The organism is Streptomyces sp. 11-1-2, from assembly GCF_003595545.1.
In the GTDB taxonomy this organism is placed as follows: domain Bacteria; phylum Actinomycetota; class Actinomycetes; order Streptomycetales; family Streptomycetaceae; genus Streptomyces; species Streptomyces hygroscopicus_B.
On sequence record NZ_CP022545.1, the window covers coordinates 7,763,148 to 7,787,902 of the forward strand.

A 24,755-nucleotide genomic window follows, 5' to 3' on the forward strand; every position below is an offset into this window, starting at 1 on the left:
GCCGTAGCATGGGCGGACGTCTTTGTGGGGGAGCTTCATGGCCGACCAGCACGACCCGTCCGAGCCGCAGGATGAGCCACGGCGGCCCGGGCAGCCGAGGCAGCCCGAACCGCGCGAGCGCGATCCCTGGGCTCCTCCGGCGCAGCGGGTCGCGATGGACAAGAGCCCGATGGACCAGGCGGCGGCCGAACAAGGGCAACCGGCTCCCCGCACCCCGGTGGCCGAGCAGCCGACCCTCACCTCCTATACCGCCATGCCGGGCCCGACGCCCCCGCCCCCTGCGCCGCCCCCGCCGGGCCCCGTGGCCGCGCCGGGCGCGGTGCCCCCACCGCCGCCCGCGCCGACCGGCCCCGGGACGCCCAGCGCCTATCCGGCCGCCGGGCCGTACGGCTCGGCGGGCTACGGGCCGACCGGATACGCCCAGCCGGGATACGGCCAGACCGGATACGGGCAGCAGGCGCCCCCCAAGCAGTCCCCGTACGGCGGGGTGCCGGGCTATCCCGGCTACGGCTACCCGGGCACCGCCCAGCCGGGCTCGGGATACTCCGGCTCCGGATATCCGGGCACCGCCTACCCCGGCGCCGCCTACCCCGGAGGGACGTACGGCCAGGGCTGGCCGGGCGGGACGTATGTGCCGAACAACGGCCATGGCACGGCCGCCCTGGTGCTCGGCATCATCGGCCTGGTCCTCTCCCCGAGCATCGTGCTCGGCATCATCCTCGGTGTGCTCGCGATCGTTTTCGGGGTGCTCGGCCGCGCCAGGGCGGCAAGCGGCGAGGCGACCAACGGCGGTTCGGCGCTCGCCGGGGTGATCCTCGGGGTGGTCGCCGTGGTGGCGAGCGTCGTCATGGTCTTTGTCTACATCGCCACCGGGGACGACGGCTCGGACAGCGGTGACGATCCGGGCTATGCCGATGTCTCGGCCGCGGTGGTGCTCCCGCTCGCCGATATCAGCGGCTGACGCCCCTCCCACAACGCGACCGGCCTCCCGGGACGCTCCCACCCCTCACCGACAGGCGCCGCCGACAGCGGTGCCGACCTGGGCAATCGAGCTGTCCCGGGATGCGGCATGCCCATAACATTGCCGGACGTTTACCAGGAGGGGAGACCACCGATGTCCAGCGCCATGCCCGGCCCGCCGCAGGATCCGTACGACCCCCAGGCCAATCCCTACGCCACGCCCCCGCCGCCGGCCCAGCCACCGCAGTACCCCGGAGCCGGCTACCCCGCCGCGCCGCCCGTCTACCCGGGGGCGGCCGGGATGCCGATGCGGTTGAACAACGGCATGGGCACGGCCGCGCTGGTCTGCGGCATCGTCGGCCTGGTCTGCGGGATCACCTACTTCCTGTGGGTCTTCGCGGTCATCCTCGGCATTCTGGCGATCATCTTCGGCGCCATAGGCAAGGGGAAGGTCGGCCGGGGTCAGGCGAACAACGGAGGCTCGGCCACCGCCGGTCTGGTCTGCGGAATCATCGGCATGGTGCTCCCGGTGATCTACGTCGCGGCGGTGGACGCCGCCATCGACTCCATCTTCTAGACCGGCGGTCCGGACCGACATCCGGACCGACGTCCGAGCCGGGCATCCGGACCGGCGTCCAGCCCGGCTGTCCAAACCGTCGGTCCGGACCGGGATCCGGCGCGGAAACGGTGACGCCGGGGCCGCTCCGATCACTGAATCCGTCGCGAAATCAAAAAGCAACAACGGAATCCCTTGTTGAAGCGAAGGCTCTCTGTCAGGATCAGCCTTCAATTCCGGTTGGAGCTACGCCGCGCCTCTTTGGGGCGGACCGGCGGAGGAGAGCGCGATGGATCAGCGGTTCGACGTGACGGAGCGGTTCGCCGACGGTGCCCAGTACATCGCGGGCCGCCTGCGCCAGGGCGGCTCCGAGAGCACGCATCAGGTCGTCGACCCGGCCACCGGCGAGCAGGTGTTCAGCTACCGGCTCGCCGGTGCGGCCGATGTCGACGCCGCCGTGGCCGCGGCCGAGGCCGCCTTCCCCGCATGGGCGGGTGCCACCCCCGGCGAGCGGTCCGACGCGCTGCACCGCTTCGCCGCGGTGCTCACCGAGCGGGCGGACGACCTCGCCCATGCCGAGTCGCTGCAGTGCGGCAAGCCCATCAAGCTCAGCACCGAGTTCGATGTGCCCGGCTCCATCGACAACACCTCCTTCTTCGCGGGCGCCGCCCGCCAGTTGGAGGGCAAGGCCGCCGGCGAGTACAGCGGCGACCACACCTCGTACATCCGCCGTGAGGCCATTGGGGTCATCGGCTCTATCGCCCCCTGGAACTACCCCCTCCAGATGGCGGCCTGGAAGGTCCTCCCGGCCATCGCCGCGGGCAACACCATCGTGCTGAAGCCCGCCGAACTGACGCCCCTGACCTCGCTGATGTTCGCGCAGGCGGCCACGGAGGCGGGCCTCCCGGACGGCGTCGTCAACGTGGTGAGCGGCACCGGTCCGGAGGCGGGCGAGTGGCTGGTCTCCCACCCCGCGGTGGCGATGACCTCCTTCACCGGATCGACGGCGGTCGGCAAGCGCGTCGCCGAACTCGCCACCTCCACCGTCAAGCGGATGCATCTCGAACTCGGCGGTAAGGCGCCCTTCGTCGTCTTCGACGACGCGGACCTGGAGGCCGCCGCGCACGGCGCCGTCGCGGGCGCGCTGATCAACAGCGGACAGGACTGCACCGCGGCCACCCGCGCGTATGTCCAGCGCCCGTTGTACGACGCGTTCGTCGCCGCCGTCGCCGATCTCATGGCGTCCGTACGGCTCGGCGACCCCTTCGATCCGCACACCGACCTCGGCCCGCTGGTCTCCCACGCCCAGCGCGACCGCGTGGCGGGCTTCGTGGACCGGGCCCGCGGCTACGCGACCGTCGTCACCGGCGGCGACGCCCCGGGCGGCGACCTGGCCAAGGGCGCCTACTACCGGCCCACGCTCATCACCGGCGCGCCCCAGGACAGCGAGATCGTTCAGTCCGAGATCTTCGGTCCGGTCCTGGCGGTCCTCCCCTTCGACGGCGACGACGAGGGGATCGCACTCGCCAACGACACCCCTTACGGTCTCGCCGCCTCCGCCTGGAGCCGCGATGTCTACCGGACGGGCCGCGCCTCCCGCGAGCTCCGGGCGGGTTGCGTCTGGATCAACGACCACATCCCGATCATCAGCGAGATGCCGCACGGCGGTGTGCGGGCGTCCGGCTTCGGCAAGGACATGTCGGCGTACTCCTTCGAGGAGTACACGCAGGTCAAGCACGTGATGTTCGACAACACCGCAGTGGTCCGCAAGGACTGGCACCGCACGGTCTTCGGGGATCGACAGACCTGACCGACAGACCTGAATGTGCGGCCACCTCCGCGTGGCCTCGGCCGGCCGCCACCGGCCGACACCCTCGAAAGGCACAGCTTATGGAAGCACGGCACGAGTCCGAGAGCCTGTCCCCACCGCAGATCGCCGCGATGCGGCGCTCCATGACCAGCGGCCGGATGGCGCTCACCCGCCGCTCTCTGCTGCGTGCGGGAGGCGCCGGGGCGATCGCCGTCGGCGGGCTCGGGGCGCTCGGCGGCTGCGGTATCCCGCCCGCGGGGCGCACCGACGCGAACAACGCCTCCGATGACCACTCCGACGAGGAGAAGAAGGTCGACTTCTCCAACTGGTCGGAGTACATGGACATCAGCGAGGACAAGAAGCGCCACCCCACCCTGGACGAGTTCCAGCGGCGCACCGGTATCGCGGTGAAGTACACCGAGGACATCAACGACAACGTCGAGTTCTTCGGGAAGATCAAGCCGCAGCTCGCCGCGGGCCAGAACATCGGCCGTGACCTCATCTGCGTCACCGACTGGCTGGCCGCCCGCATGATCCGGCTCGGCTGGATGCAGAAGCTGGACGCGGCCAATCTGCCGCACGCGTACGCCAACCTGGCCGAGGGCTTCCGCACCCCCGACTGGGACCCGGGCCGCGCCTACTCCTATACGTGGACCGGCATCCCCGCCGTCATCGCGTACAACAAGAAGGCCACCGGCGGCCGTAAGGTCACCTCCATCACGCAGCTCCTGGAGGACCCGAAGCTCAAGGGCCGGGTCGGCATGCTGACCGAGATGCGCGACACCGTCGGGCTGACCCTGCTCGACATGGGCAAGCGGCCGGAGGACGTCACCGCCGACGACTACGACGCCGCCCTCGCCCGCATTCAGAAGGCCGTCGACCGCGGGCAGATCCGCCGGTTCACCGGCGGTGAGTACACCGGCGACCTGGGCCAGGGCGACCTGGCGGCGTGCGTGGCCTGGGCGGGCGACCTCGTCCAGCTTCAACTGGACAAGCCCCAGGTGGAGTTCGCCGTCCCGGACGCGGGCTATATGACCTCCACCGACAATCTGCTGATCCCGAACAAGGCGCGCCACAAGAAGAACGCGGAGCGGCTCATCGACTACTACTACGAGCCCAAGAACGCCGCGAAGGTCGCCGCCTTCATCAACTACGTATGTCCGGTCGACGGGGTCCGCGATGAGCTGGCGAAGATCGACAAGGACCTGGCGGAGAACCCGCTGATCATCCCCGACGAGGAGATGACCGCCAAGTCCCATGCCTTCCGTTCGCTGTCGAGCGAGGAAGAGACAGCCTTCGAGGAAAAGTTCACCAAGCTCACCGGCGCCTGACAGACGAGGGAAGCCACCCCATGACCGACCCCAGTGCCACCCCCGCCTCCGGCGGCGATGTCCGTCTCACCGGGATCAGCAAGACCTACGGGTCCTTCACCGCCGTCCAGCCGCTCGATCTGTACGTGCCCGCCGGCTCCTTCTTCGCCCTGCTCGGCGCCTCCGGCTGCGGCAAGACCACCACGTTGCGCATGATCGCGGGACTGGAGGAGCCCACCAGCGGCGTCGTCCGGCTCGCCGATGAGGACATCACCGCCCTCCCGCCCCACAAGCGGCCCGTCAACACGGTTTTCCAGAGCTATGCCCTCTTCCCGCACCTGGACATCTTCGAGAACGTCGCCTTCGGACTGCGCCGGCGCGGCGTCAAGTCGGTGAAGAAGCAGGTCGAGGAGATGCTGGAGCTGGTCCAGCTCGGCGACTTCGCCCGCCGCAAACCGCAGCAGCTCTCCGGCGGCCAGCAGCAGCGCGTCGCCGTCGCCCGCGCCCTGATCAACCACCCGCGGGTGCTGCTGCTCGACGAACCGCTGGGCGCGCTCGACCTCAAGCTGCGCCGTCAGATGCAGCTGGAGCTCAAGCGCATCCAGACCGAGGTCGGCATCACCTTCATCCATGTCACCCACGACCAGGAGGAGGCCATGACCATGGCCGACACGGTCGCGGTGATGAACGGTGGCCGGGTCGAACAGCGCGGCGCCCCCGCCGACCTCTACGAGAACCCCGGCACCACCTTCGTCGCCAACTTCCTCGGTACCTCCAACCTCATCGAGGCCGAGATCACCGACAAGAGCGGCGGCGACCTCGTCCTCGCAGCCGCCGGCGGCAAGCTCTCGCTGCCCGCCGACCGATGTAGCGCCCCCGTCCGCACAGGAGGGAAACTGCTGGTAGGGGTGCGTCCCGAGAAGATCACCCTGACCCACGCCGAGGACGCCGGGACCATCCCCGAGGGGCGCAACCGGATCACCGGGCGGATCGCCGACTCCAGCTTCATCGGCGTCTCCACCCAGTACCTCATCACCACCCCGGGCTGCCCCGAGATCACCGTCTACGAGCAGAACATCGAGCGTGACGCCCGGCTCGTCCCCGGCGCCGAGGTCGTCCTGCACTGGAACCCCGCCCACACCTTCGGCCTCGACGCGACCCAGGACATCGACGCCGGTACGGAGCTGGACGAGGAGGCCCCGTGACGGCGACAGCCACTCCCGACGCCCCGCCGGACGCCGCCGGGCCGGTACCCGAGCCCGTACAGAAGCCACCCCTCCTCAAGCCCGCCGTCCGCAAGCGGCTGGTGCCCTACTGGCTGCTGCTCCCCGGCATTCTCTGGCTGCTGATCTTCTTCGCCGCGCCGCTGATCTACCAGGCCTCGACCTCCGTCCAGACCGGCTCCCTCGAAGAGGGCTTCAAGGTCACCTGGCACTTCCAGACCTACTGGGACGCGCTGAGCGAGTACTACCCGCAGTTCCTGCGCTCGGTGCTCTACGCCGCCACCGCCACCGTGATGTGCCTGGCGCTCGGCTATCCGCTCGCGTATCTCATCGCCTTCCGGGCGGGCCGCTGGCGCAATCTGGTGATGATCCTGGTCATCGCGCCGTTCTTCACCAGCTTCCTGATCCGCACCCTCGCCTGGAAGACGATCCTGTCCGACGGCGGACCGGTGGTGGGCGCGCTCAACTCGCTGCACATCCTGGACGTCACCAGCTATCTGGGGATCACCGAGGGACAGCGGGTGCTGGCCACCCCGCTCGCGGTGGTCTGCGGGCTGACGTACAACTTCCTGCCCTTCATGATCCTCCCGCTCTACACCTCGCTGGAGCGCATCGACCCCCGGCTCCACGAGGCCGCGGGCGACCTGTACGCCCGGCCCATCACCACCTTCCGGAAGGTGACCTCCCCGCTGTCCATGCCGGGGGTCGTCGCGGGCACACTGCTCACCTTCATCCCCGCCACCGGCGACTACATCAACGCCGAACTGCTCGGCTCCGCCGACCAGAAGATGGTCGGCAACGTCATCCAGTCGCAGTTCCTGCGAGTCCTGGACTATCCGACGGCGGCGGCGCTGTCCTTCATCCTCATGGCGGCCATCCTGACGATGGTCACCGTCTACATCCGCAAGTCCGGGACGGAGGACCTGGTGTGACGGCCCTGACGCGCTGGATACGGCGGAACCTGGTGGTCATCGCGGGGCTCGGCACCCTCGCGTATCTGATCCTGCCCAACGTCGTCGTCCTGGTCTTCTCCTTCAACAAGCCCAACGGGCGCTTCAACTACCAATGGCAGCGGTTCTCCACCGAGGCCTGGACCGACCCGTGCGGCGTCGCCGACATGTGCGGCTCGCTCTCGCTCAGCCTGAAGCTCGCGATATGGGCGACGATCGGCGCGACCCTCCTCGGCACGATGATCGCCTTCGCGCTGGCCCGCTACCGCTTCCGGGCCCGCTCCGCGGTCAACAGCCTGATCTTCCTGCCGATGGCCATGCCCGAGGTCGTCATGGCCGCCTCGCTGGCCACCCTCTTCCTCAACATGGGGGTCGACTTCGGCTTCTGGACGATCCTCATCGCCCACATCATGTTCTGCCTGAGCTTCGTCGTGACGGCCGTCAAGGCGCGGGTGATGTCCATGGACCCCCGGCTGGAACAGGCCGCCCAGGACCTCTACGCCTCCCCGGCGCAGACCTTTGTGCGCGTCACCCTGCCGATCGCCGCACCCGGTATCGCCGCGGGCGCGCTGCTGTCCTTCGCGCTCTCCTTCGACGACTTCATCATCACCAACTTCAACGCCGGTTCGACCGTGACCTTCCCCATGTTCGTCTGGGGATCCGCACAGCGCGGCACGCCCGTGCAGATCAATGTGATCGGAACGGCGATGTTCGCCGTCGCGGTGCTGTGCGTTCTCGCCGGCCAACTGGCCGGCGCCCGCCGCAAGAGGAGCTGAAAACCATGGCCACGGACGCCATGACCCGCTCGCCCGGGGGCGACAGCGCCCCCGGCCCGTCCGCCCTCAAAGCCCTGGCCGACGCCGCGTACCGGCCGTACTGGCTGGACGACCCCGGCAGGCCCCGCCCCCGCCCCGCCCTCGTCGGGGAGGAGCACTGCGATCTGCTCGTCGTCGGCGGCGGCTACAGCGGACTGTGGACCGCCCTGATCGCCAAGGAGCGCGACCCGGACCGCGAGGTGGTCCTGGTCGAGGGCCAGGAGATCGGCTGGGCCGCCTCCGGACGCAACGGCGGCTTCTGCGCCGCCTCCCTCACCCACGGCCTCGGCAACGGAGCGGCCCGCTGGCCCGATGAGCTGGCCGAACTCGAGCGGCTCGGCCACCGCAACCTCGACGCCATCGAATCCGCCGTCGAGCGCTACGGCATCGACTGCGACTTCGAACGCACCGGCGAGATCGATGTGGCCACCGCGCCACACCAGGTCGAGGAGTTGCGCGAAGCCGTCGAACAGGCCGGTGCCCTCGGCCTGGAGCCGCCCGAGTTCCTCGACCGCGACGCGGTGCGCGCCGAAGTCGACTCGCCCACCTTCCTGGCCGGGCTGTGGGACCGCCGGGGCGTGGCCATGGTGCACCCCGCCAAGCTCGCCTGGGGCCTGGCACGGGCCTGCGCCGAGCTGGGCGTACGAATCTACGAACACTCCCCGGCCGAACGGCTGGCGAGCAGCGGGGCGGCGATGGCCGTCCGCACCCCCTACGGACGGGTCCGCGCCCGCCAGGTGGCGCTCGCCACCAACGCCTTCCCTGCCCTGGTGCGCCGCGTCCGCCCGTTCATCGCGCCCGTCTACGACCATGCGCTGATGACCGAACCGCTCACCGAGGAGCAGCTCGACGCGATCGGCTGGCAGCGCAGGCAGGGACTCAGCGACACCGCCAACCACTTCCACTACTTCCGGCTCACCGCCGACCGGCGCATCCTGTGGGGCGGCTACGACATCGTCTACCGCTACGGCGGACGGGTGCGCGCCGAATACGATCACCACCCGGCCACCTACCGCACCCTCGCCCAGCACTTCTTCCAGTGCTTCCCGCGGTTGGAGGGCGTGCGCTTCAGCCATGCCTGGGGCGGCGCCATCGACACCTGCTCGCGCTTCTCCGCGTTCTTCGGCAGCGCGCACGGGGGGAGGGTGGCGTACGCGCTCGGCTATACGGGCCTGGGGGTCGGGGCGACCCGCTTCGGCGCCGAGGTGATGCTCGATCTGCTCGCCGGTGAGCCCACCGAACGCACCCGCCTGGAGATGGTCCGCAGCAAGCCCCTGCCCTTCCCGCCGGAGCCGGTGCGCTGGGCGGGCATCGGCATCACCCAGTGGTCCATGACCCGGGCCGACGAGAACGGCGGGCGCCGCAATCTGTGGCTGAAGGCCATGGACAAGGTGGGGCTGGGGTTCGACAGCTGAGCTGAGCCGGGCCGCGGTTGCCCTGGGCCGTTCCGCGTGGCCCGGGGCAACCGCGGCCCGCTTTCAGCTAGCCGCCGGGGCTCGACCGGCTCGAACCGTCACCCTGGCTGATCCGGCTCAGCGAGAGCATCGCCCACAGCAGCAGACCGGACAGACACCAGCTCGCGACCGTGTCCAGCGGCCAGTGGTAGCCGCGCCGGACCAGCCCGGCGGCCACGGCGAGGTTCAGCACGGCGACGGCCACCAGGAGGGGCCGCCGTAGCCGCGGGCGCAGGAGAGGGTGGAGGAGCAGCGCCGCCGCGCCGTAGGCGACGGCGGCCGTCGCGGCATGGCCGGAGGGGAAGAATCCGGTCTCGCCGGCCAGCGGACCCGGCGGGCCGGGGCGGTCGATCAGCGCCTTGAACGGAACCACCAGTGCCGGAACCGCCGCCATCGCCACCGCGGCGGCCAGCGGCGGCAGCCACCAGCGCGGCCCTCCCGCGCGCCGGGCGCACCACGCCGCCCAGCCGAGGGCGACGGCGAGGACGGGGACCGCCACCGCCGTATTGCCGAGGTCGGCGAGGAACTCGGCGACGGGGGAGGGGAACGCAGAGCCGGAGATCGCGCGGCCGAGCCGTTCGTCGTAGGTCCGCAGGGGGCCATGGGCGGCGATCTGCCAGGTGCACAGCGCGAGCAGTGCGATCAGTGCGAGGGGTGTGAGGAGCGCGAGAGGCGCGAAGAACGGTGCCCGGGGCGCGGAAGGGGAGTGAACAGTCGGCAGCCCCGGAACAGGGGGGGTAGTTCCGGGGCCGCCGTGGCGACCGGTGTGCCGCGCGCCCCGGGGGTTTGGGGCGGGCGGCCGTCCGATCGGTGAGGAGATCCGGAGCCGGAGGCTCCAGTGGTGTGCGCGAGGGCACAGCCGGGTCGGGGCTGGGGAAGCACCGGCTCGGCATCGCCCGCAGTCCCCTGCGAGCGGGGTGTTTCTCTCATCTGGAATGACCGTACGGCAGCGAAGCCCCGCCCGACAGGCCGATCACCCACCTGTCATCGGCCCCGCACATCTTCTTCACGCCACCCCATCGATCACCCACAGTCACAGCTCGGCGAAGGCGCTCTCGAGGACGTCGAGACCCTCGTTCAGAAGGTCCTCGCCGATCACCAGCGGCGGCAGGAAACGCAGCACATTGCCGTAGGTTCCGCAGGTCAGCACCAGCAGCCCGGCCGAGTGGCACGCCTTGGCGACGGCGGCCGTGGCCTCGGGGTTGGGGTCCTTGGTGCCGGACTTCACCAGTTCGATGGCGATCATGGCGCCGCGGCCGCGGAGGTCGCCGATGATGTCGTACTTCTCCTGCATCGCGGCCAGGCGGCCCTTCATGACCTCCTCGATGTGCTTGGCCTTGGCATTGAGGTCCAGCTCGCGCATCGTCTCGATCGCGCCGAGCGCCGCCGCGCACGCCACCGGGTTTCCGCCGTAGGTGCCGCCGAGACCGCCGGAGTGCGCCGCGTCCATGATCTCCGCGCGGCCGGTGACGGCGGCGAGCGGCAGACCGCCCGCGATGCCCTTGGCGGTGGTGATCAGGTCCGGGACGATGCCCTCGTCCTCACAGGCGAACCACTGGCCGGTGCGGCAGAAGCCGGACTGGATCTCGTCCGCGACGAAGACGATGCCGTTGGTCTTGGCGAACTCCGCGATCCTGGGCAGGAAGCCCTTGGCGGGCTCGATGAAACCACCCTCGCCGAGGATCGGCTCGATGATGATCGCGGCCACGTTCTCCGCCCCGATCTGCTTGCTGATCATGTCGATGGCCTGGGCCGCGGCCTCCTCGGCGCAGTTCTCCGGACCGGTCAGCCAGCGGTAGGGGTAGGCGAGCGGAACGCGGTAGACCTCGGGCGCGAAGGGACCGAAGCCGTGCTTGTAGGGCATGTTCTTGGCGGTGAGCGCCATGGTGAGGTTGGTCCGGCCGTGGTAGCCGTGGTCGAAGACGACGACCGCCTGGCGCTTGGTGTACGAACGGGCGATCTTCACCGCGTTCTCCACCGCCTCGGCGCCCGAGTTGAACAGCGCCGACTTCTTGGCGTGGTCGCCGGGCGTGAGCCGGGCCAGCTCCTCGCAGACCTCCACATAGCCCTCGTACGGCGTGACCATGAAACAGGTGTGCGTGAAGTCCGCCAGCTGCGCGGACGCCCGGCGCACGACGGCCTCCGCGGAGGAGCCGACGGAGGTCACGGCGATACCGGAGCCGAAGTCGATCAGCGAGTTGCCGTCCACGTCCTCGATCACACCGCCGCCCGCACGCACGGTGAAGACCGGCAGCACACTCCCCACCCCACTGGCGACCGCCGCGTTCTTACGGGCGAGCAGCTCCTGCGACTTCGGGCCGGGAATGGCGGTGACGACGCGACGCTCCTGGGGGAGGGACGGGCCTCCGGACAGTTCGGTCATGAGGGGCTCCAGGGGAAAGAACAGCGGTTTTAGTCGCAGGCTAGGGGCGCGGCGGCGGATGAGGCATGTTCCGTTCGGGAGCACTGCGCGTGTTGCCTTGTCCGCGACGGCCATAGCCCGGCGGCGGCCTTACGGATCCGGCGGCGGCTTTACGGATTCGGTGGCGGTTCGCCGAGCGGCTGCCGCACGCCGCCGGCCGCGGCGGCTTACGGATCCAGTGACCGCTTTACGGACCCGGTGACCGCTTTGGGAACCGCGCGACTGAGACGGCACCGCCCGGGTCGCTGAACTCCCCGCGCGGGAACACTAGATTGAGCGATGGCGCGAAAGCCGAGGAACAGCCGGTCAGGGGGCAAGGGGCAGCACATGGACACCGAGGGCACGTTCGACCCACGCAGCACACGCCACAACCCGCTCCCACCCCCGCCCCCGCATTCCCCGCCCTCCTTCCCCACGGCCCCGCCGCCGGTGCCGCCGACCGTGCCCCCGGCGGCCTCTGGCGCGGCCCCGGTACCCGCCCAGGCTCCCGGCGCGCCCCCGGTCCCCGCGCCCGCGGCCCGCCCGTCCTTCGTCGCCTGGCTGCGCGCACCGCGGTCCGAGGCGGCACCGGGGGTGTGGACGTACGAGCACAAGCCGAAGGCGCCGGAGGAGCCGGACCGCATTCCAGGGCGGCGGCTGCTCAGCGGGGCACTGATCTCGGTGCTCTGCGGCTGGCTGGTCTGGTCGCTGCTCTGGAACGGGTACCTGGGTGGCTATTGGCTGTGGCCGCTGGCCCTCCTCACGCCCGACTCCTGGTCCGAGAGCGGCAACGTGGCCTACGTCGTAGCGACGTACACCTACTACGGCATCTTTCTCTGCGCCATCGCCGTGATCTTCGGCCGCGTCGGCCACTGGTCCGAAGTCTGGCGCCGTTATGTCGCGCCCCTCTTCCGGCGGGCATGGGATGAGCCCGCGCCGGAGGCGGCCGTCGCGGGGCGGCCCGAGGGGGATCCGCTGGAGTGGCCGCACTTGCGGGCCGCCGGGGCGCACAGTGCGGCTGATCGGTTGGCGGCGGACGCACGGGCGGGGGCGATGAATGACGTCGACCATGCCCGGATCGAGCGCGCCTGGCAGTCCGTGCGGGCCGGGAGGAACACCCTCGCCTCGTTCACCGACACCGTGCTGCGCCACGGCGCCGCCTCGTACGGTCACCCGTCCGGCGCGCGGGATCTGCCCGCCAGGACGGCGCGGCATGATCTCCTCGCGCATCAGGTCCGCCTCGGCACCGTCTCCGAGGACCCCCGCAACCCTTACCAGCACCGCGGCGTCGGGCTCGCCCTCGAGCCCGATGTGCTCGCCACCTCGCTGCTGGCCGTCGGGCCGCCCGGTTCGGGGAAGACGGGGCGGATGGTGCGGCCCGTCGTGGAGTCGCTGTGTCTGCAGGCGCTCGCCGGGCAGGTCGCCGTCGTGGCGGTCGGGGCGGCGGGGGCCGGGCTCGGGGCGGACGAGGCGTTCGACGTCGTCGTGAAGATCGGCCGGCCCGACTCCGGCTACGACTTCGACCTCTACGGCGGCACCACCGATCCCGACGAGGCCGCGGGCATCCTCGCCGAGGCCCTGATCGGCGACATGGCCGCCTCGCTGCCCGGCGGGGACAGCCGGCGCGCCGCCACCGCGCTGGCCCAGCTGCTCGGCCCCTACCGCGCCGCCCACGGCCGCTTCCCGTCCGTCCCGGATCTGCGGGAGCTGCTGGACGGTTCCAAGGCGGCCGTCAACGCGCTGCGCGAGGCGCTGGACGAGGCCGGGGAGCGGGCGCAGGCCCGTGAGCTGGAGGCGCGGGTCCGGCAGTCGGGTGCGCCCGGGGACGTGGGCACGCTGCTCGCGGACCGGATCGCGCTGCTGGACCGGCCCGCGTTCGCCGATTTCTTCGACACCACCGGGGACCGCCGTCCGTTCTCCCTCCGGGCCCTCGAACACCCCCTCCGGGTCCGTATCGATCTGCCCGAGCGCGGCCATGCGGAGGCGTCGCGGATGCTGGCGCGGCTGGTCCTGGCGCAGTTCACCGAGTGCGCCGTGGGCCGCGCCGACCGTTCGCTGTTCGCCTGTCTGGTCCTCGACGACGCCTCGCACACCATCACCCCCGAGGCCCTGCGCGGTATCCAGCGGCTCCGTTCCGCCCACGCGGGCGCCGTGCTCACCCTTCGCACCCTCGACGACGTCCCCGAGGCGCTGCGCAGCGCCCTGCTCGGCGCGGTCGGCTGCCGGATGGCCTGCGCGGGGGTGACGACCTGGGACGGGGCGCGGTTCGCGGAGGTGTGGGGGACGGAGTGGGTCGAGACGCGCGACATCACCGACCGGCAGATCATCGCCGAGGAACCGCTCACCAAGGTGCTGCACTTCATCCGTAAGGTCGTCACCGGTAAGGCGGTGACCACGCAGTCGGTGACCGTACGGACCGTGGAGCGCGAGCGCTGGTCCGCATCAGAGCTGGCCCACGCGGTTCCCGCCGGGCATGCGGTGCTGTCGGTGACCTCCGTAAGGGGCGAGGGCGGGCCGCCGGTGCTGGTGGATCTCCGCGGGTGACCGACCGGCGCCCCGGGTGTTCCTCATTGCCGCAGTCGGCTGTTCTGCCGCGGTTGCCCCGCTCAACGTGACGGGGCAACCGCAGCGTCACGGCCAGACCGGTGGCCAAATCAGGCCGTCAATTCCACGTATTCCTCCATTGAGGCAGAATCGGCAGTAGCCGTTCATACGGGGCGGTGAAGTCGTCGCACTCGCATCGAAGGTGCCATGCCTCCCACGCTCGCCTCACTCGTCCGCCACCCCGGTCTCAAGCTGTCCGTGCTCGCGGGCGAGGACCGGCTGGAGACGCCTGTGCGCTGGGCACACGTCAGCGAGCTCGCCGACCCCGTGCCCTATATGGAGGGCGGCGAGCTGCTCCTGATCACCGCGATGCAGATCGAGGCCGAGGACCCGGAGGAGATGAGCCGCTATGTGCGGCGGCTGGTCGGCGCGGGCGTGGTCGGGCTCGGCTTCGCGCTCGGCGTCAAGTACGCCGAGGTGCCGGCCGCGCTCGCCGCGGCGGCCAAGGAGGAGGGGCTGCCACTGATCGGCGTACCCCGGCCTACCCCCTTCATCGCGATCAGCAAGGCCGTCTCCGCGGCGATAGCCGCCGATCAGTACCGGGCCGTGACCGCCGGGTTCGAGGCGCAGCGCGAGCTGACCCGCGCCGCCATCGGCGCCGAGGGGCCCGCCGCGCTGCTCGCCCGGCTCGCCGCCCATGTCGACGGCTGGGCCGCGCTCTACGACGTCTCGGGCTCCGTGGTCGCCGCCGCCCCCGACTGGGCCGCCCGCCGCGCCGCCCGGCTCACCGCCGACGTCGAGCGGCTGCGCTCCCGCCCCGGCCCCGCGAGCATCGTGGTCGGCGGGGGCGGCGAGGCCGGGGGCACAGGCACGGAACCGGCCGAGGACACGGCCGCCGCCGACCGGGTGGAGCTCCAGTCCCTGGGCACCGGGCGCCGTACCACCCGTGGCGTGCTCGCGGTCGGTACGGCCGCGCCGCTGGGCACCGCCGAGCGCTATGCCGTGCACTCCGCGGTCGCGCTGCTGACCCTGACCACTGAGCGTTCCCGCGCCCTGCGGGAGGCCGAGCAGCGGCTCGGCGCCGCCGTGCTGCGGATGCTGCTCGCGGGCGAGCCCGACCATGCGCGGGCGGTCGCCGGGCGGCTGTACGGCGGGCTGCTCGACGCGCCATTCCGGATGCTGGTCGCCGAGGTGCCGTCCGGCGGCGCGGCCCAGCAGCCCCACGCGGCGACGCCCGGAGCGGATGAGGCCCCTCCGGAGCCCTTCGCCGAAGCCACCACCACGACCACGGGCACGACCACGGGCACGACCGCGGGTGAGGCCGAGGCGGCCGACCCCCTCGCCACGCTCACCGACACCATGGAGACTGCCGCGGCCCGCATCGGCGAGTCGGTGCTGGTGGTGCCCGACGGCGAACGGCTTATCGTGCTGGCCCCCGACGGCGGCGCGGCGGTCGCGGCATGCGCCGAGCACGCCCGGGCCGTCGAGAGCCGCCGCGGCACCAAGGCCCGCCCCCGCGACCGTACGGCCGCCACCGCGCGCCACGGCGACGAGCTCGTCATCGGACTGTCCGCCCCCGCGGGCCCCATCGCCGCCGCTGCCGCCTACCGCCAGGCCGAGCAGGCGCTGTCGGTGGCGCGCCGCCGTGGCCGGATGCTGGTCGAGCATGAGCAGGTCGCGGCGGGTTCCGTGCTGCCCCTGCTCGCCGACGACGCCGTAAGGGCGTTCGCCGACGGCATGCTGCGCGCCCTGCACGAACACGACGCCACCGGCCGGGGCGATCTGGTCGCCTCGCTGCGCGCCTGGCTCTCCCGGCACGGCCAGTGGGACGCCGCCGCCGCCGACCTCGGCGTCCACCGGCACACCCTGCGCTACCGGATGCGCCGCGTCGAGGAGATCCTGGGCCGCTCCCTGGACGACCCGGACGTCCGCATGGAGCTGTGGCTCGCCCTCAAGGCCACGGCCGCCGGTACCTCGGCCTGAGGCCCGCATCTGCACCACGAGGCGACCGCGTTCGCTCCAGTCACCTCATTCCGGTCATCCTCCTCCCGATCTCCCCCGAATCGGGCACGCCATAGCGGAGCGCCGACGGCCCCGACTGCTACGCCCCGGACAAACGCCGAGCGGGCCGGGCGCGCCTACGGTGGAAGGAGATACACCACTTCAGAAGGGTCGGGATCCGCTGTGCCAGACACAAACGAAGCTGTCACCCACGCGTTCTGGCTCGCCGGCCGCAAGGCGACGGGCGAGAGCGCGCTCGAGGTCACCTCGCCCTGGGACGGCCGCCGCGTCGGCGTGGTGAGCGTTCCCACCGATGCGCAGATCGAGGAGGCCGTCGCCGCGGCCGACGCGGTGCGCGAGGAGTTCGCCGCGACCCCCGCGCATGTCCGGGCCGCCGCGCTGGACCATGTGTCGCGCCGTCTCGCCGAGCGCAGTGAGGAGATCGCCCGGCTGATCTCGGATGAGAACGGCAAGCCGATCAAGTGGGCGCGCGGCGAGGTGGGCCGCGCCGTGTCCGTGTTCCGGTTCGCGGCCGAGGAGGCCCGCCGGTTCAACAGCGGGGAGGCCCAGCGGCTGGACACCGACGCCGGTGGCACCGGGCGGCTCGCGCTGACCCGCCGCTTCCCGCGCGGCACCGTGCTCGGCATCGCGCCGTTCAACTTCCCGCTGAACCTCAGCGCCCACAAGGTCGCCCCGGCGATCGCGGTCGGCACGCCGATCATCCTCAAGCCGGCGCCCGCGACCCCGCTGTCCGCGCTGATCCTCGGCGAGCTGCTGGCCGAGACCGAGCTCCCGGCAGGCTCCTGGAGCGTCCTTACGGTGCCCAACGACCGGATGCCCGCGCTGGTCCAGGACGAGCGGCTGCCGGTCATCTCCTTCACCGGTTCGGAGAAGGTCGGCTACGCGATCAAGGAGTCGGTGCCGCTCAAGCACTGCACCCTGGAGCTCGGTGGCAACGGCGCCGCGGTCGTCCTGTCGGACTACGCCTCCGACGCCGACCTCGACTGGGCGGCCACCCGCATCGGCACCTTCTCCAACTACCAGGGCGGACAGTCCTGCATCTCCGTGCAGCGGGTGATCGCGGACGCGTCCGTCTACGAGGAGCTCGTGCCGAAGATCGTCGCGGCCGTCGAGGGGCAAGTCACCGGCGACCCGACCGATGACGCCACCGATGTCGGCCCGCTGATCAGCGAGGACGCCGCCAAGCGTGTCGAGTCCTGGGTCGACGAGGCCGTCCGGGCCGGTGCGAGGCTGCTGACCGGCGGCAAGCGCGAGGGCTCGAACTATGCCCCGACCGTGCTCGCGGACGTCCCCGCGGATGTCACCCTCTCCTGCGAGGAGGTCTTCGGGCCGGTGCTCACCCTGCGCAAGGTGACGGACGAGGACGAGGCGTTCGCGGCCGTCAACGACTCCAAGTACGGCCTCCAGGCGGGCGTCTTCACCCGCGAGGTGCGCACCGCCTTCCGCGCCCACCGCGCGCTGGAGGTCGGCGGCGTGATCATCGGCGATGTGCCCTCGTACCGCGCCGACCAGATGCCGTACGGCGGCGCCAAGAAGTCCGGCGTCGGCCGCGAGGGCGTGCGGTACGCGATGGAGGACTACACCTACGAGCGGGTCATGGTCCTCACCGGCCTCGACCTCTGATCCACCCCGCCGGGCCCCGCCCCACGGCGGGGCCCGGCGCAGGGGGATCGCTCGCCTCTGCCGCTCCGGACCCTCAAACCCTCAACCGGAGAAGCCGAGACGGGCCAGTCTCAGGCCGCCGCGCAGCGTGAGGTGCAGGTCCTGGACGCCGGTCGGCGGCGTGGGCAGGGCGGCGCGCAGCGTGGTGTAGGCGTAGCGGCCACCGGTGGGCGGGACGGCGACGGTGGCCAGGGTGGTGCCGTCGGCGAGGTGCACCTCGACCGTCGCGTCATCCCCCGCCCAGGCCGCGTCGCGCGCCGCCTCGACGGTCATCGACGTGGCGCCCGTGCCGAAGTCGCAGGCGCGGAAGAGCAGTCGGCCGACCGCGTCAGCACGGCAGGCCACCGCGTCCCCGCGGACCTTGGCGCGGTCCACCAGCACGATCCCGTCCGCCGCGTCGTAGTCCGCGGCCTCCAGACCGCGCCGCAGCACCGGGCGCGGCGCGGGCGGCGGGCCCTCGACATTGGCGGTGGCGGTGGCGCGTAGATCCGCGCTGGACGCGCCCGCGTGGATCTCGTACGTACCCGGGTCGACGGTCCAGCGGCCGTGCGCCACGTCCCAGAAGCCCAGCGCGTCCTCGACCGGCACGGTGAAGAACAGCCGCACCCTCTCGCCCCGGCACAGCCGCACCCGGCGGTGGGCGATCAGCCGGCGGTGCGGCAGCGGGACCCGCGACCCCGGCGGGCTCGCGTAGATCTGCACGACCTCGTCGCCGTCGTACGGACCGGAGTTGGTGATCTCGCACTCCACGGTGAGCCCCGCCTCCCGCCGCACCGACAGCTCGCCGTAGCTGAAGTCGGTGTACGACAGGCCGTGTCCGAAGGGGAAGAGCGGGGTGCCGTCGAAGTACAGATAGGTGGCGCGCGAGGCGATGATGTCGTAGTCGAGCAGGTCCGGCAGATCGTCGTGGGAGGCGTACCAGGTCTGCGGCAGCCGCCCCGCCGGTGAGACGTCCCCGAACAGCACCCGGGCCAGCGCCGTGCCCGCCGCCTGGCCGCCGTGCGCCGTCCACAGCAGCGCGGGCAGTGCGCCGGCCGCCTCCCCGACCGCGTAGGGATAGCTGGACGTCAGCACCAGCGCGGTCCGCGGATTGGCGGCGTGGGCCGCGCGCCACAGCCGTTCCTGCTGGGCGGGCAGGGTGAGGGTGGTGCGGTCCTCGGTCTCCCGGCCGCCGATATGCGGATCGTTCCCCGCCACGACCACCACGGCGTCCGCCCGCGCGGCGGCGCGGGCCACCGCGTCCTCGCCGCGCTCGACGACCTCCAGTCGGAAGACGGTCCCCTCCGCGCCGCTGTCACGCTCGGCAACCTTCAGCGCGCCCGCGGCGACACAGACGTAGCCGCCCGTCCCCATGTGCCGGAGGAGGTGTCCGTCGCGGTGTGCTTCGAGCGTGAACGTCTCCTGGACCACCCAGCCCCCGGGCCGCTCGGCCGCCGCGCGCACGAAGCCGTCGTCGGCCACGGTCAGATAGCGGCCGGAGGGCGCGCGCAGGGTGAGCACACCGCCGCCCCAGTCGGCCAGGGAGAGATCGGTGGGGGTGTCGCCGACGGTCAGCGGGGGCAGATCGGTACGGCCCGCCGCATGGGCAGGGTTGAGCGAGCCTTCGTCTGCCGGTCCCTCGCCCGTGGGCCCTTCGTCCGTCGGCCCCTCGTTCGCCAGCCCCTCGTCCGCCGAACGCTCGCCCTCCGCCGCCGCGTCCGGCACCCGCACCCAACCGGCCGCGGTGCGCAGCCGTACGGTGTCCAGGCCGTCCGCGAATACCACCCGGTCCGCGCCGAGCCGCTCGGCCAGCGCCTCGCGTGGCGAACTGCGCCGGATCAGGCTGCCGCTGTACCAGTCCAGCTTGCACTCGTCCGCGAGCGGACCGACGACCGCGAGGGTGCGGACGCCGCTGTCGGAGAGCGGCAGCAGACCGTCGTTGGCGAGCAGGACGACGGCCTGTTCGGCGGCCTTCAGGGCGAGCGCGCGATGGGCGGGGGTGTCGAAGGCGCCGTCGGTTCCGTCTGCCGACCCGCCGGAGCCGTCTGCCGCTCCGTCGGGCTGGTCGGGCCCGTCGAACTCGTCAGACTCGTCGCATTCGTCGAACTCGCCCAGCGCACACCGCATCGTCAGCAGCCGCCGCACCGCCGTGTCCACCGTGGACGCGTCGATCAGCCCGCGCTCAAGGGCGCCCCGCACCCGCGCGATCGTCTTCGACGCGTCCTGGTCGTGGTCGGTGAAGCTGTCCACCCCCGCCAGCAGAGCCGCGGCGATGGCCTCCTCATGGGTGTCGAAGTAGTGCTCGGAGTCGACCAGATTGGACGGCGCGCCCGCGTCGGAGCAGACCACCAGCTCCTGGTCGGTCCAGGTGCGCAACTGCTCGCGCAGATAGGGGGAGACGTGGTTGGGCCGCCCGTTGACCAGGTTGTACGCGGGCATCACCCCGGCCACCGCGCCCGCCCGCACCGCCCCGCGGAAGGCGGCCAGATCGTATTCGTGCAGCACCCGCGGCCGTACCGAGGAGGAGGTGGTGTCCCGGTCGGTCTCGTTGTTGTGTGCCAGCCAGTGCTTGAGGACGGGCGCGGTGCGCCAGCGCTCCGCGTGGTCGCCGCGCAGCCCGCGGGTGTAGGCCGTGGCCAGGGCGGAGGTGAGACACGGATCCTCGGCGTACCCCTCCTCGTTGCGGCCCCAGCGCGGATCGCGCAGCAGATTCACCGTCGGCGACCACACATTGAGGCCCACCCGCGGATCGCGTGCGCGCATGGCCCGTGCCTCGCGGCCGACCGCCTCGCCGACGCGCCGCACCAGCTCCGGGTTCCAGGTCGCGCCGAGCCCGACGGCCTGGGGAAAGACGGTCGCCGGACCCATCCAGGCGACACCGTGCAGCGCCTCCTGCCCGGTACGGAAGGGCGCGAGGCCGAGCCGCTCCACTCCCGGCGCGAACTGGTGCAGCATCGCGATCCGTTCATCGAGCGTGAGCCGGGTCAGCAGATCCGCCACGCGCGTAAGCACCGGCAGCCGCGTATCGCGAAACGGCGGACGTGTGATCAGACCACCGTCATCACTCATCACGGATACCGATCCCCTTACCCAGAGTTCGTCGGAGACGTGCCGCACAACGTGATGCATCATCAATTCGAAGCGCTTCGATGCTGGAGGTGCCACACCGACCCTGTCAAGGCTCAACGGGTCAATGGCCCGCAACCGCCACCACGGGTGCCCAGATCCTCGATCGCCGGACGCCCAACGGCTCATTTCGACACCGCTCTTGCGCGACCTCACCCCCCGACTTAACCTCGGCGCAATATCGAAGCGCTTCGACCATCAGTCGTACGGCGGGCACGCCACGAAGGGTTGACGCACATGTCGAACTCCCAGGCTTCGGCCTCCACTTCCGCTCCCAGCCGAAGAACCTTCCTGGCCTCCACGGCGGTTGCCGCGGCGGCCGTCGCGGGAGGGATACCGCTGCTGTCCGGGTGCTCCACCGAGGAGGGCTCCGGCAAGGGTGGCACCACCTCCGGCAAGGAGCTGAAGAACCTGCTGCCGACCTATGTGGCCTCGACCGTGGCGGACCCGGACATCCCCAGCGTCAACGGCTCCAGCCCCGGCTACACCAAGGCCCCGCCCGCCGCCGACCTGGTCGCCTCCGTGAAGGGCAAGCCCGGCCACGGTGGCGGCTACACGATGTTCGAACCGCTGTGGGGCACCCCGCCGCCCAAGAACAACGCCTACTACAAGGCGGTCAACGACGCGCTCGGCGCCAAGATCAGCCTGCAGCCGCAGGACGGCAACACCTACGGCGAGAAGCTCGGCGCCGTCCTCGCCTCCGGCGATATCGCCGATATCGTGATGATCCCGCTATGGGAGATGGGCGGGCGGATCCATGGCGCGGTCAGCGCCAAATTCGCCGATCTGGGCCCGTATCTCTCCGGCGACAAGGTCAAGAAATATCCGAACCTCGCCGCCATTCCCACCGCCGCCTGGCAGATGTCCGTCTTCGGCGGCAAGCTCCGTGGGCTGCCGATGCCCTCCCGCCCACTCACCGGCGTCATTCCGTACTACCGCGAGGACATCTTCGCCAAGGAGGGCTACCAGGTCCCGAAGAGTCCGGCGGAATTCCTCGCTCTGGCCAAGGAGATCACCCGGCCCAAGAGCAAGGTATGGGCCTGCGACGACATGTGGTGGTCGGCGCAGCGGTTCTTCGGCTGCCCGGGGGAGAAGCCGTACTACTGGGTCGAGAAGGACGGCAAGCTGGTCCACAAGGTCGAGACCGAGAACTATCTCGAGGCCCTGGAATGGTGCCGCAAGCTCTTCGCCAAGGGCTATGTGCACCCCGACGCGGTCGCGGGCAAGGGCAATGACGCGCTGACCCGCTTCACCTCCGGCCAGACGCTCCTCTACAACGACGGCGACGCCAAGTGGTACGGCGCCACCTTCGAACAGGCCGGGCCGAACCCCGAATTCAAGATCCAGGGAATGGACTGGTTCGGCCCCGACGGCGGCGACCCGGTCATCTATCTCGACCCGCCCGCCCAGATCTGGTCCTTCCTCAACAAGAACCTCTCCAAGGACGAGATCGAGGAAATCCTCGCCCTCGCGAACTTCATCGCCGCGCCCTTCGGCACCAAGGAACAGCGCCTCATCGACTACGGCGTCGAAGGCGTGCACCACGACATGAAGAAGGGGGTGCCGGTCAAGAACGCCACGGGCGTCCGGGATGTCCAGGACACCTACCGCTTCATCGCCTCCCCACAGGCGAGCGTCGCCTATCCGGACTTTCCGCAGATGGTCGAGGACTACTGCGGCTGGATGCAGCGGATGGGCAAGTTCGCCAGGAAGCCGCTCTTCTACGGGATGCAGATCCAGGAGCCCAACCGGTACGCCTCGCTCTACACGCCCTTCGAGGACCTCGCCAAGGACGTCACCCGTGGCCGTAAGTCCATCAAGGACGCCCAGCAGGCCATCAGCGACTGGCGCGGCGGTGGCGGCGACCGGCTCCGCGACTGGTACGCGAAGCTTCTCGACAAGAACGGCAGCGGCGCCTGATGACGCTGGACATCCGCGGCCGGGCCACCAGCCGCCGGAACGGAGGCGGCCCGGCCAAGGGCCCCGGCCGCGCGAAGGCCCGTGGCACTTCGCCGGGTCGCGGGGTCCCGACGGGTCGCGGCGGATGGTGGCACCGGCTGCGCCGGGACCGCCCCCTGCTGCTGATGACCGCGCCCGCCGTCGGTCTGCTGCTGCTGTTCACCTACGTTCCGCTGATCTGGACCACCGTCGCCTTCAAGGACTACGACCCGTTCACCCAGGGGCTGTGGACCAGCCCCTGGGTGGGCTTCGACAACTTCACCCTCCTCTTCGAGGACAGCCGCTTCTGGGACGCCTTCGCCAACACCCTCTCCATCACCTTCATCCAGCTGGTGCTGTTCTTCCCGGTGCCCATCGCGCTGGCGCTGCTGCTCAACAGCGTGCTCAGCGACCGGGTCCGCGGCCTGGTGCAGTCGATCCTGTATCTGCCGCACTTCTTCTCCTGGGTGCTGGTCGTCACGATCTTCCAGCAGATGCTCGGCGGCGCCGGGCTGCTCGCCCAGCAGCTGCGCGCCCATGGGCACGAGGGCTTCGACCTGATGACCGACCCGGCGGTGTTCAAGTTCCTGATCACCGCCCAGTTGGTGTGGAAGGACGCGGGCTGGGGCGTGATCGTCTTCCTGGCCGCCCTCTCCGCCGTCAACCAGGACCTCTACGAGGCCGCGGCGGTGGACGGCGCGAACCGCTGGCGCCGGATGTGGCACGTCACCCTGCCCGCGCTGCGCCCCGTGGTCGCCCTGCTGCTGGTGCTGCGCGTCGGCGACTCGCTGACCGTCGGCTTCGAGCAGATCCTGCTCCAGCGCGACGCGGTGGGGCCCGGCGCCTCGGAGGTCTTCGACACCTATGTGTGGTGGGTCGGCATCGCCAACACCGACTACGGGATCGCCGCCGCCGGCGGGCTGATCAAGGGCGTCTTCAGCCTGGTGCTGGTGCTGATCGCCAACAAAGTCGCCCATATGCTCGGCGAGCAGGGGGTTTACCGGAAATGACCGTGACCGAGCGGACCCCGGCCCCGCACACCCCGCCCACATCCACCGCCCCGCCGCCGCGGCGGGGCGGCAGCGAGAAGCGCCCGGTGTGGGAGGAGGAGCCCGGCAAGGTCGGCCAGGGGCTGAAGGGGGTCACCCTGACCGGGGTGTGTCTGGTGATCCTCGGCCCGCTGTGGGTGGTGATCGTCACCAGCCTCTCCGACCAGAGGACCATCACCGACGCCGGGGGACTGGTGATCGTCCCCAAGACGATCACCTTCCGGGCCTACACGGAACTGCTGAGCGGCGGCACGGTCACCCGCGCGACGCTCGTCAGCCTCGCGCTCACCGCCGTGGGCACCGTGATCAGCACCGTGGTCTCGGTCCTGTGCGCCTACGGACTGTCCCGCTCGGGGTCCTTCCTGCACCGGCCGATCCTGATGGTGCTGTTGATCACCATGTTCTTCAACGCCGGTCTCATCCCCACGTATCTGCTGGTCACCGGCGTCGGTCTGGAGGGCAGCTACTGGTCGATGATCCTGCCCGGGGCCGTCTCGGTCTTCAATGTCCTGGTGCTGCGGGCGTTCTTCCAGAACATCGCGCCGGAGCTGATCGACAGTGCCCGGATCGACGGCGCGGGGGAGTGGCGGATCCTGCTGCGCATCGTGCTGCCGCTGTCGAAGGCCGTGATCGCGGTGGTCTCGCTGTTCTACGCGGTGGGCTACTGGAGCCAGTGGTTCAACGCCATGCTCTACCTCAACGACCAGGACAAATGGCCGTTGCAGATGATCCTGCGCCAGTTGGTGATCAAGCAGCAGGCGCCGCAGGGCATGTCCCAGATGATCGCCACCCAGCAGATCCCCGGCCTGGCCGTGCAGATGGCCGTCATGGTGCTCGCGCTGATCCCCGTCGCGGTGCTCTACCCCTTCGTCCAGAAGCACTTCACCAAGGGCATGCTCACCGGCGCCGTCAAGGGCTGACGCCGGTTGCCCCCGTTCCCAGCCGACCCGAGACGG

Annotated in this window: 17 protein-coding genes; 14 read left to right on the plus strand and 3 right to left on the minus strand. The window is 71.0% G+C overall.

All coding sequences use genetic code 11. The features are described 5' to 3' along the window. The first annotated feature begins 37 nt into the window (after nt 1-37). From CGL27_RS33495 to CGL27_RS33530, 8 genes are all read left to right on the plus strand, one after another. Nucleotides 38-961, plus strand: a complete 924-nt coding sequence (locus CGL27_RS33495) for a DUF4190 domain-containing protein (RefSeq protein WP_205587784.1) — start codon at nt 38-40, stop codon at nt 959-961. 153 nt (nt 962-1,114) lie between these two features. After that, nucleotides 1,115-1,537 carry a DUF4190 domain-containing protein gene (locus CGL27_RS33500; RefSeq protein WP_119991648.1) on the plus strand — a complete coding sequence of 141 codons (423 nt, stop codon included), beginning with the start codon at nt 1,115-1,117 and terminating at the stop codon, nt 1,535-1,537. 268 nt (nt 1,538-1,805) lie between these two features. Further along, the gene (locus CGL27_RS33505) at nt 1,806-3,326 is read left to right on the plus strand and encodes a gamma-aminobutyraldehyde dehydrogenase (RefSeq protein WP_119991649.1); all 1,521 of its coding nucleotides are present in this window, start codon (nt 1,806-1,808) and stop codon (nt 3,324-3,326) included. Between the two features lie 80 nt (nt 3,327-3,406). Then, nucleotides 3,407-4,657 carry a spermidine/putrescine ABC transporter substrate-binding protein gene (locus tag CGL27_RS33510; RefSeq protein WP_119991650.1) on the plus strand — a complete coding sequence of 417 codons (1,251 nt, stop codon included), beginning with the start codon at nt 3,407-3,409 and terminating at the stop codon, nt 4,655-4,657. Nucleotides 4,658-4,677: 20 nt separating this feature from the next. Beyond that, nucleotides 4,678-5,841, plus strand: coding sequence for an ABC transporter ATP-binding protein (locus tag CGL27_RS33515; protein WP_119991651.1), 1,164 nt, complete (start codon nt 4,678-4,680; stop codon nt 5,839-5,841). Beyond that, complete coding sequence (locus CGL27_RS33520) at nt 5,838-6,791, plus strand: ABC transporter permease (protein ID WP_119991652.1); 954 nt, start codon at nt 5,838-5,840, stop codon at nt 6,789-6,791. The genes CGL27_RS33515 and CGL27_RS33520 overlap by 4 nt, the downstream gene beginning before the upstream one ends. Continuing rightward, on the plus strand, nt 6,788-7,585 hold the full coding sequence (locus CGL27_RS33525) for an ABC transporter permease (RefSeq protein ID WP_078644035.1): 798 nt from the start codon (nt 6,788-6,790) through the stop codon (nt 7,583-7,585). Before CGL27_RS33520 ends, CGL27_RS33525 begins: the two co-directional genes overlap by 4 nt. Before the next feature lie 20 nt (nt 7,586-7,605). Beyond that, the gene (locus tag CGL27_RS33530; RefSeq protein ID WP_119994671.1) at nt 7,606-9,039 is read left to right on the plus strand and encodes an FAD-dependent oxidoreductase; all 1,434 of its coding nucleotides are present in this window, start codon (nt 7,606-7,608) and stop codon (nt 9,037-9,039) included. Nucleotides 9,040-9,106: 67 nt separating this feature from the next. On the opposite strand, the gene CGL27_RS33535 is transcribed toward CGL27_RS33530, so the two are convergent. Together CGL27_RS33535 and gabT are read right to left on the minus strand one after the other, a co-directional pair. Further along, nucleotides 9,107-9,577, minus strand: a complete 471-nt coding sequence (locus CGL27_RS33535) for a phosphatase PAP2 family protein (RefSeq protein ID WP_346345753.1) — start codon at nt 9,575-9,577, stop codon at nt 9,107-9,109. 534 nt (nt 9,578-10,111) lie between these two features. Continuing rightward, on the minus strand, nt 10,112-11,461 hold the full coding sequence (gabT, locus tag CGL27_RS33540; protein WP_119991654.1) for a 4-aminobutyrate--2-oxoglutarate transaminase: 1,350 nt from the start codon (nt 11,459-11,461) through the stop codon (nt 10,112-10,114). A gap of 366 nt (nt 11,462-11,827) precedes the next feature. Here gabT and CGL27_RS33545 point away from each other — a divergent pair, with 366 nt between their 5' ends. From CGL27_RS33545 to CGL27_RS33555, 3 genes are all read left to right on the plus strand, one after another. Then, nucleotides 11,828-14,023 (plus strand): ATP-binding protein, encoded by a 2,196-nt coding sequence (locus CGL27_RS33545; RefSeq protein WP_119991655.1) that lies wholly within the window; start codon nt 11,828-11,830, stop codon nt 14,021-14,023. A 207-nt stretch (nt 14,024-14,230) separates the two neighbouring features. Beyond that, nucleotides 14,231-16,006, plus strand: a complete 1,776-nt coding sequence (locus tag CGL27_RS33550) for a PucR family transcriptional regulator (protein WP_119991656.1) — start codon at nt 14,231-14,233, stop codon at nt 16,004-16,006. Nucleotides 16,007-16,207: 201 nt separating this feature from the next. Then, nucleotides 16,208-17,668 (plus strand): aldehyde dehydrogenase family protein, encoded by a 1,461-nt coding sequence (locus tag CGL27_RS33555; RefSeq protein WP_119991657.1) that lies wholly within the window; start codon nt 16,208-16,210, stop codon nt 17,666-17,668. 81 nt (nt 17,669-17,749) lie between these two features. Here CGL27_RS33555 and CGL27_RS33560 read toward each other — a convergent pair whose 3' ends face one another. Further along, a complete protein-coding gene (locus CGL27_RS33560) occupies nt 17,750-20,755 on the minus strand; it encodes a glycoside hydrolase family 3 C-terminal domain-containing protein (RefSeq protein ID WP_205587785.1) in 3,006 nt (1,001 codons plus the stop codon). Nucleotides 20,756-21,049: 294 nt separating this feature from the next. Here CGL27_RS33560 and CGL27_RS33565 point away from each other — a divergent pair, with 294 nt between their 5' ends. The 3 genes from CGL27_RS33565 to CGL27_RS33575 are packed head-to-tail and all read left to right on the plus strand — an operon-like array spanning nt 21,050 to nt 24,719. Then, entirely contained in the window at nt 21,050-22,732 is a 1,683-nt protein-coding gene (locus CGL27_RS33565) for an extracellular solute-binding protein (RefSeq protein ID WP_119991658.1), read from the plus strand. Beyond that, nucleotides 22,732-23,760: an ABC transporter permease subunit gene (locus tag CGL27_RS33570; RefSeq protein ID WP_119991659.1), complete on the plus strand. Its 1,029-nt coding sequence runs from the start codon at nt 22,732-22,734 to the stop codon at nt 23,758-23,760. Before CGL27_RS33565 ends, CGL27_RS33570 begins: the two co-directional genes overlap by 1 nt. Continuing rightward, complete coding sequence (locus CGL27_RS33575; RefSeq protein ID WP_119991660.1) at nt 23,757-24,719, plus strand: carbohydrate ABC transporter permease; 963 nt, start codon at nt 23,757-23,759, stop codon at nt 24,717-24,719. The genes CGL27_RS33570 and CGL27_RS33575 overlap by 4 nt, the downstream gene beginning before the upstream one ends. Nucleotides 24,720-24,755: the final 36 nt, after the last annotated feature.

Excerpts from the sequence above, each read along its gene's own strand:
- CGL27_RS33575 (WP_119991660.1), top strand. The coding sequence starts at position 23,757 with ATGACCGTGACCGAGCGGACCCCGGCCCCGCACACCCCGCCCACATCC.
- CGL27_RS33530 (WP_119994671.1), top strand. The coding sequence starts at position 7,606 with ATGACCCGCTCGCCCGGGGGCGACAGCGCCCCCGGCCCGTCCGCCCTC.
- CGL27_RS33495 (WP_205587784.1), top strand. The coding sequence starts at position 38 with ATGGCCGACCAGCACGACCCGTCCGAGCCGCAGGATGAGCCACGGCGG.
- CGL27_RS33550 (WP_119991656.1), top strand. The coding sequence starts at position 14,231 with ATGCCTCCCACGCTCGCCTCACTCGTCCGCCACCCCGGTCTCAAGCTG.
- CGL27_RS33570 (WP_119991659.1), top strand. The coding sequence starts at position 22,732 with ATGACGCTGGACATCCGCGGCCGGGCCACCAGCCGCCGGAACGGAGGC.
- gabT (WP_119991654.1), bottom strand. The coding sequence starts at position 11,461 with ATGACCGAACTGTCCGGAGGCCCGTCCCTCCCCCAGGAGCGTCGCGTC.
- CGL27_RS33560 (WP_205587785.1), bottom strand. The coding sequence starts at position 20,755 with ATGAGTGATGACGGTGGTCTGATCACACGTCCGCCGTTTCGCGATACG.
- CGL27_RS33510 (WP_119991650.1), top strand. The coding sequence starts at position 3,407 with ATGGAAGCACGGCACGAGTCCGAGAGCCTGTCCCCACCGCAGATCGCC.
- CGL27_RS33545 (WP_119991655.1), top strand. The coding sequence starts at position 11,828 with ATGGACACCGAGGGCACGTTCGACCCACGCAGCACACGCCACAACCCG.
- CGL27_RS33515 (WP_119991651.1), top strand. The coding sequence starts at position 4,678 with ATGACCGACCCCAGTGCCACCCCCGCCTCCGGCGGCGATGTCCGTCTC.
- CGL27_RS33565 (WP_119991658.1), top strand. The coding sequence starts at position 21,050 with ATGTCGAACTCCCAGGCTTCGGCCTCCACTTCCGCTCCCAGCCGAAGA.
- CGL27_RS33500 (WP_119991648.1), top strand. The coding sequence starts at position 1,115 with ATGTCCAGCGCCATGCCCGGCCCGCCGCAGGATCCGTACGACCCCCAG.
- CGL27_RS33505 (WP_119991649.1), top strand. The coding sequence starts at position 1,806 with ATGGATCAGCGGTTCGACGTGACGGAGCGGTTCGCCGACGGTGCCCAG.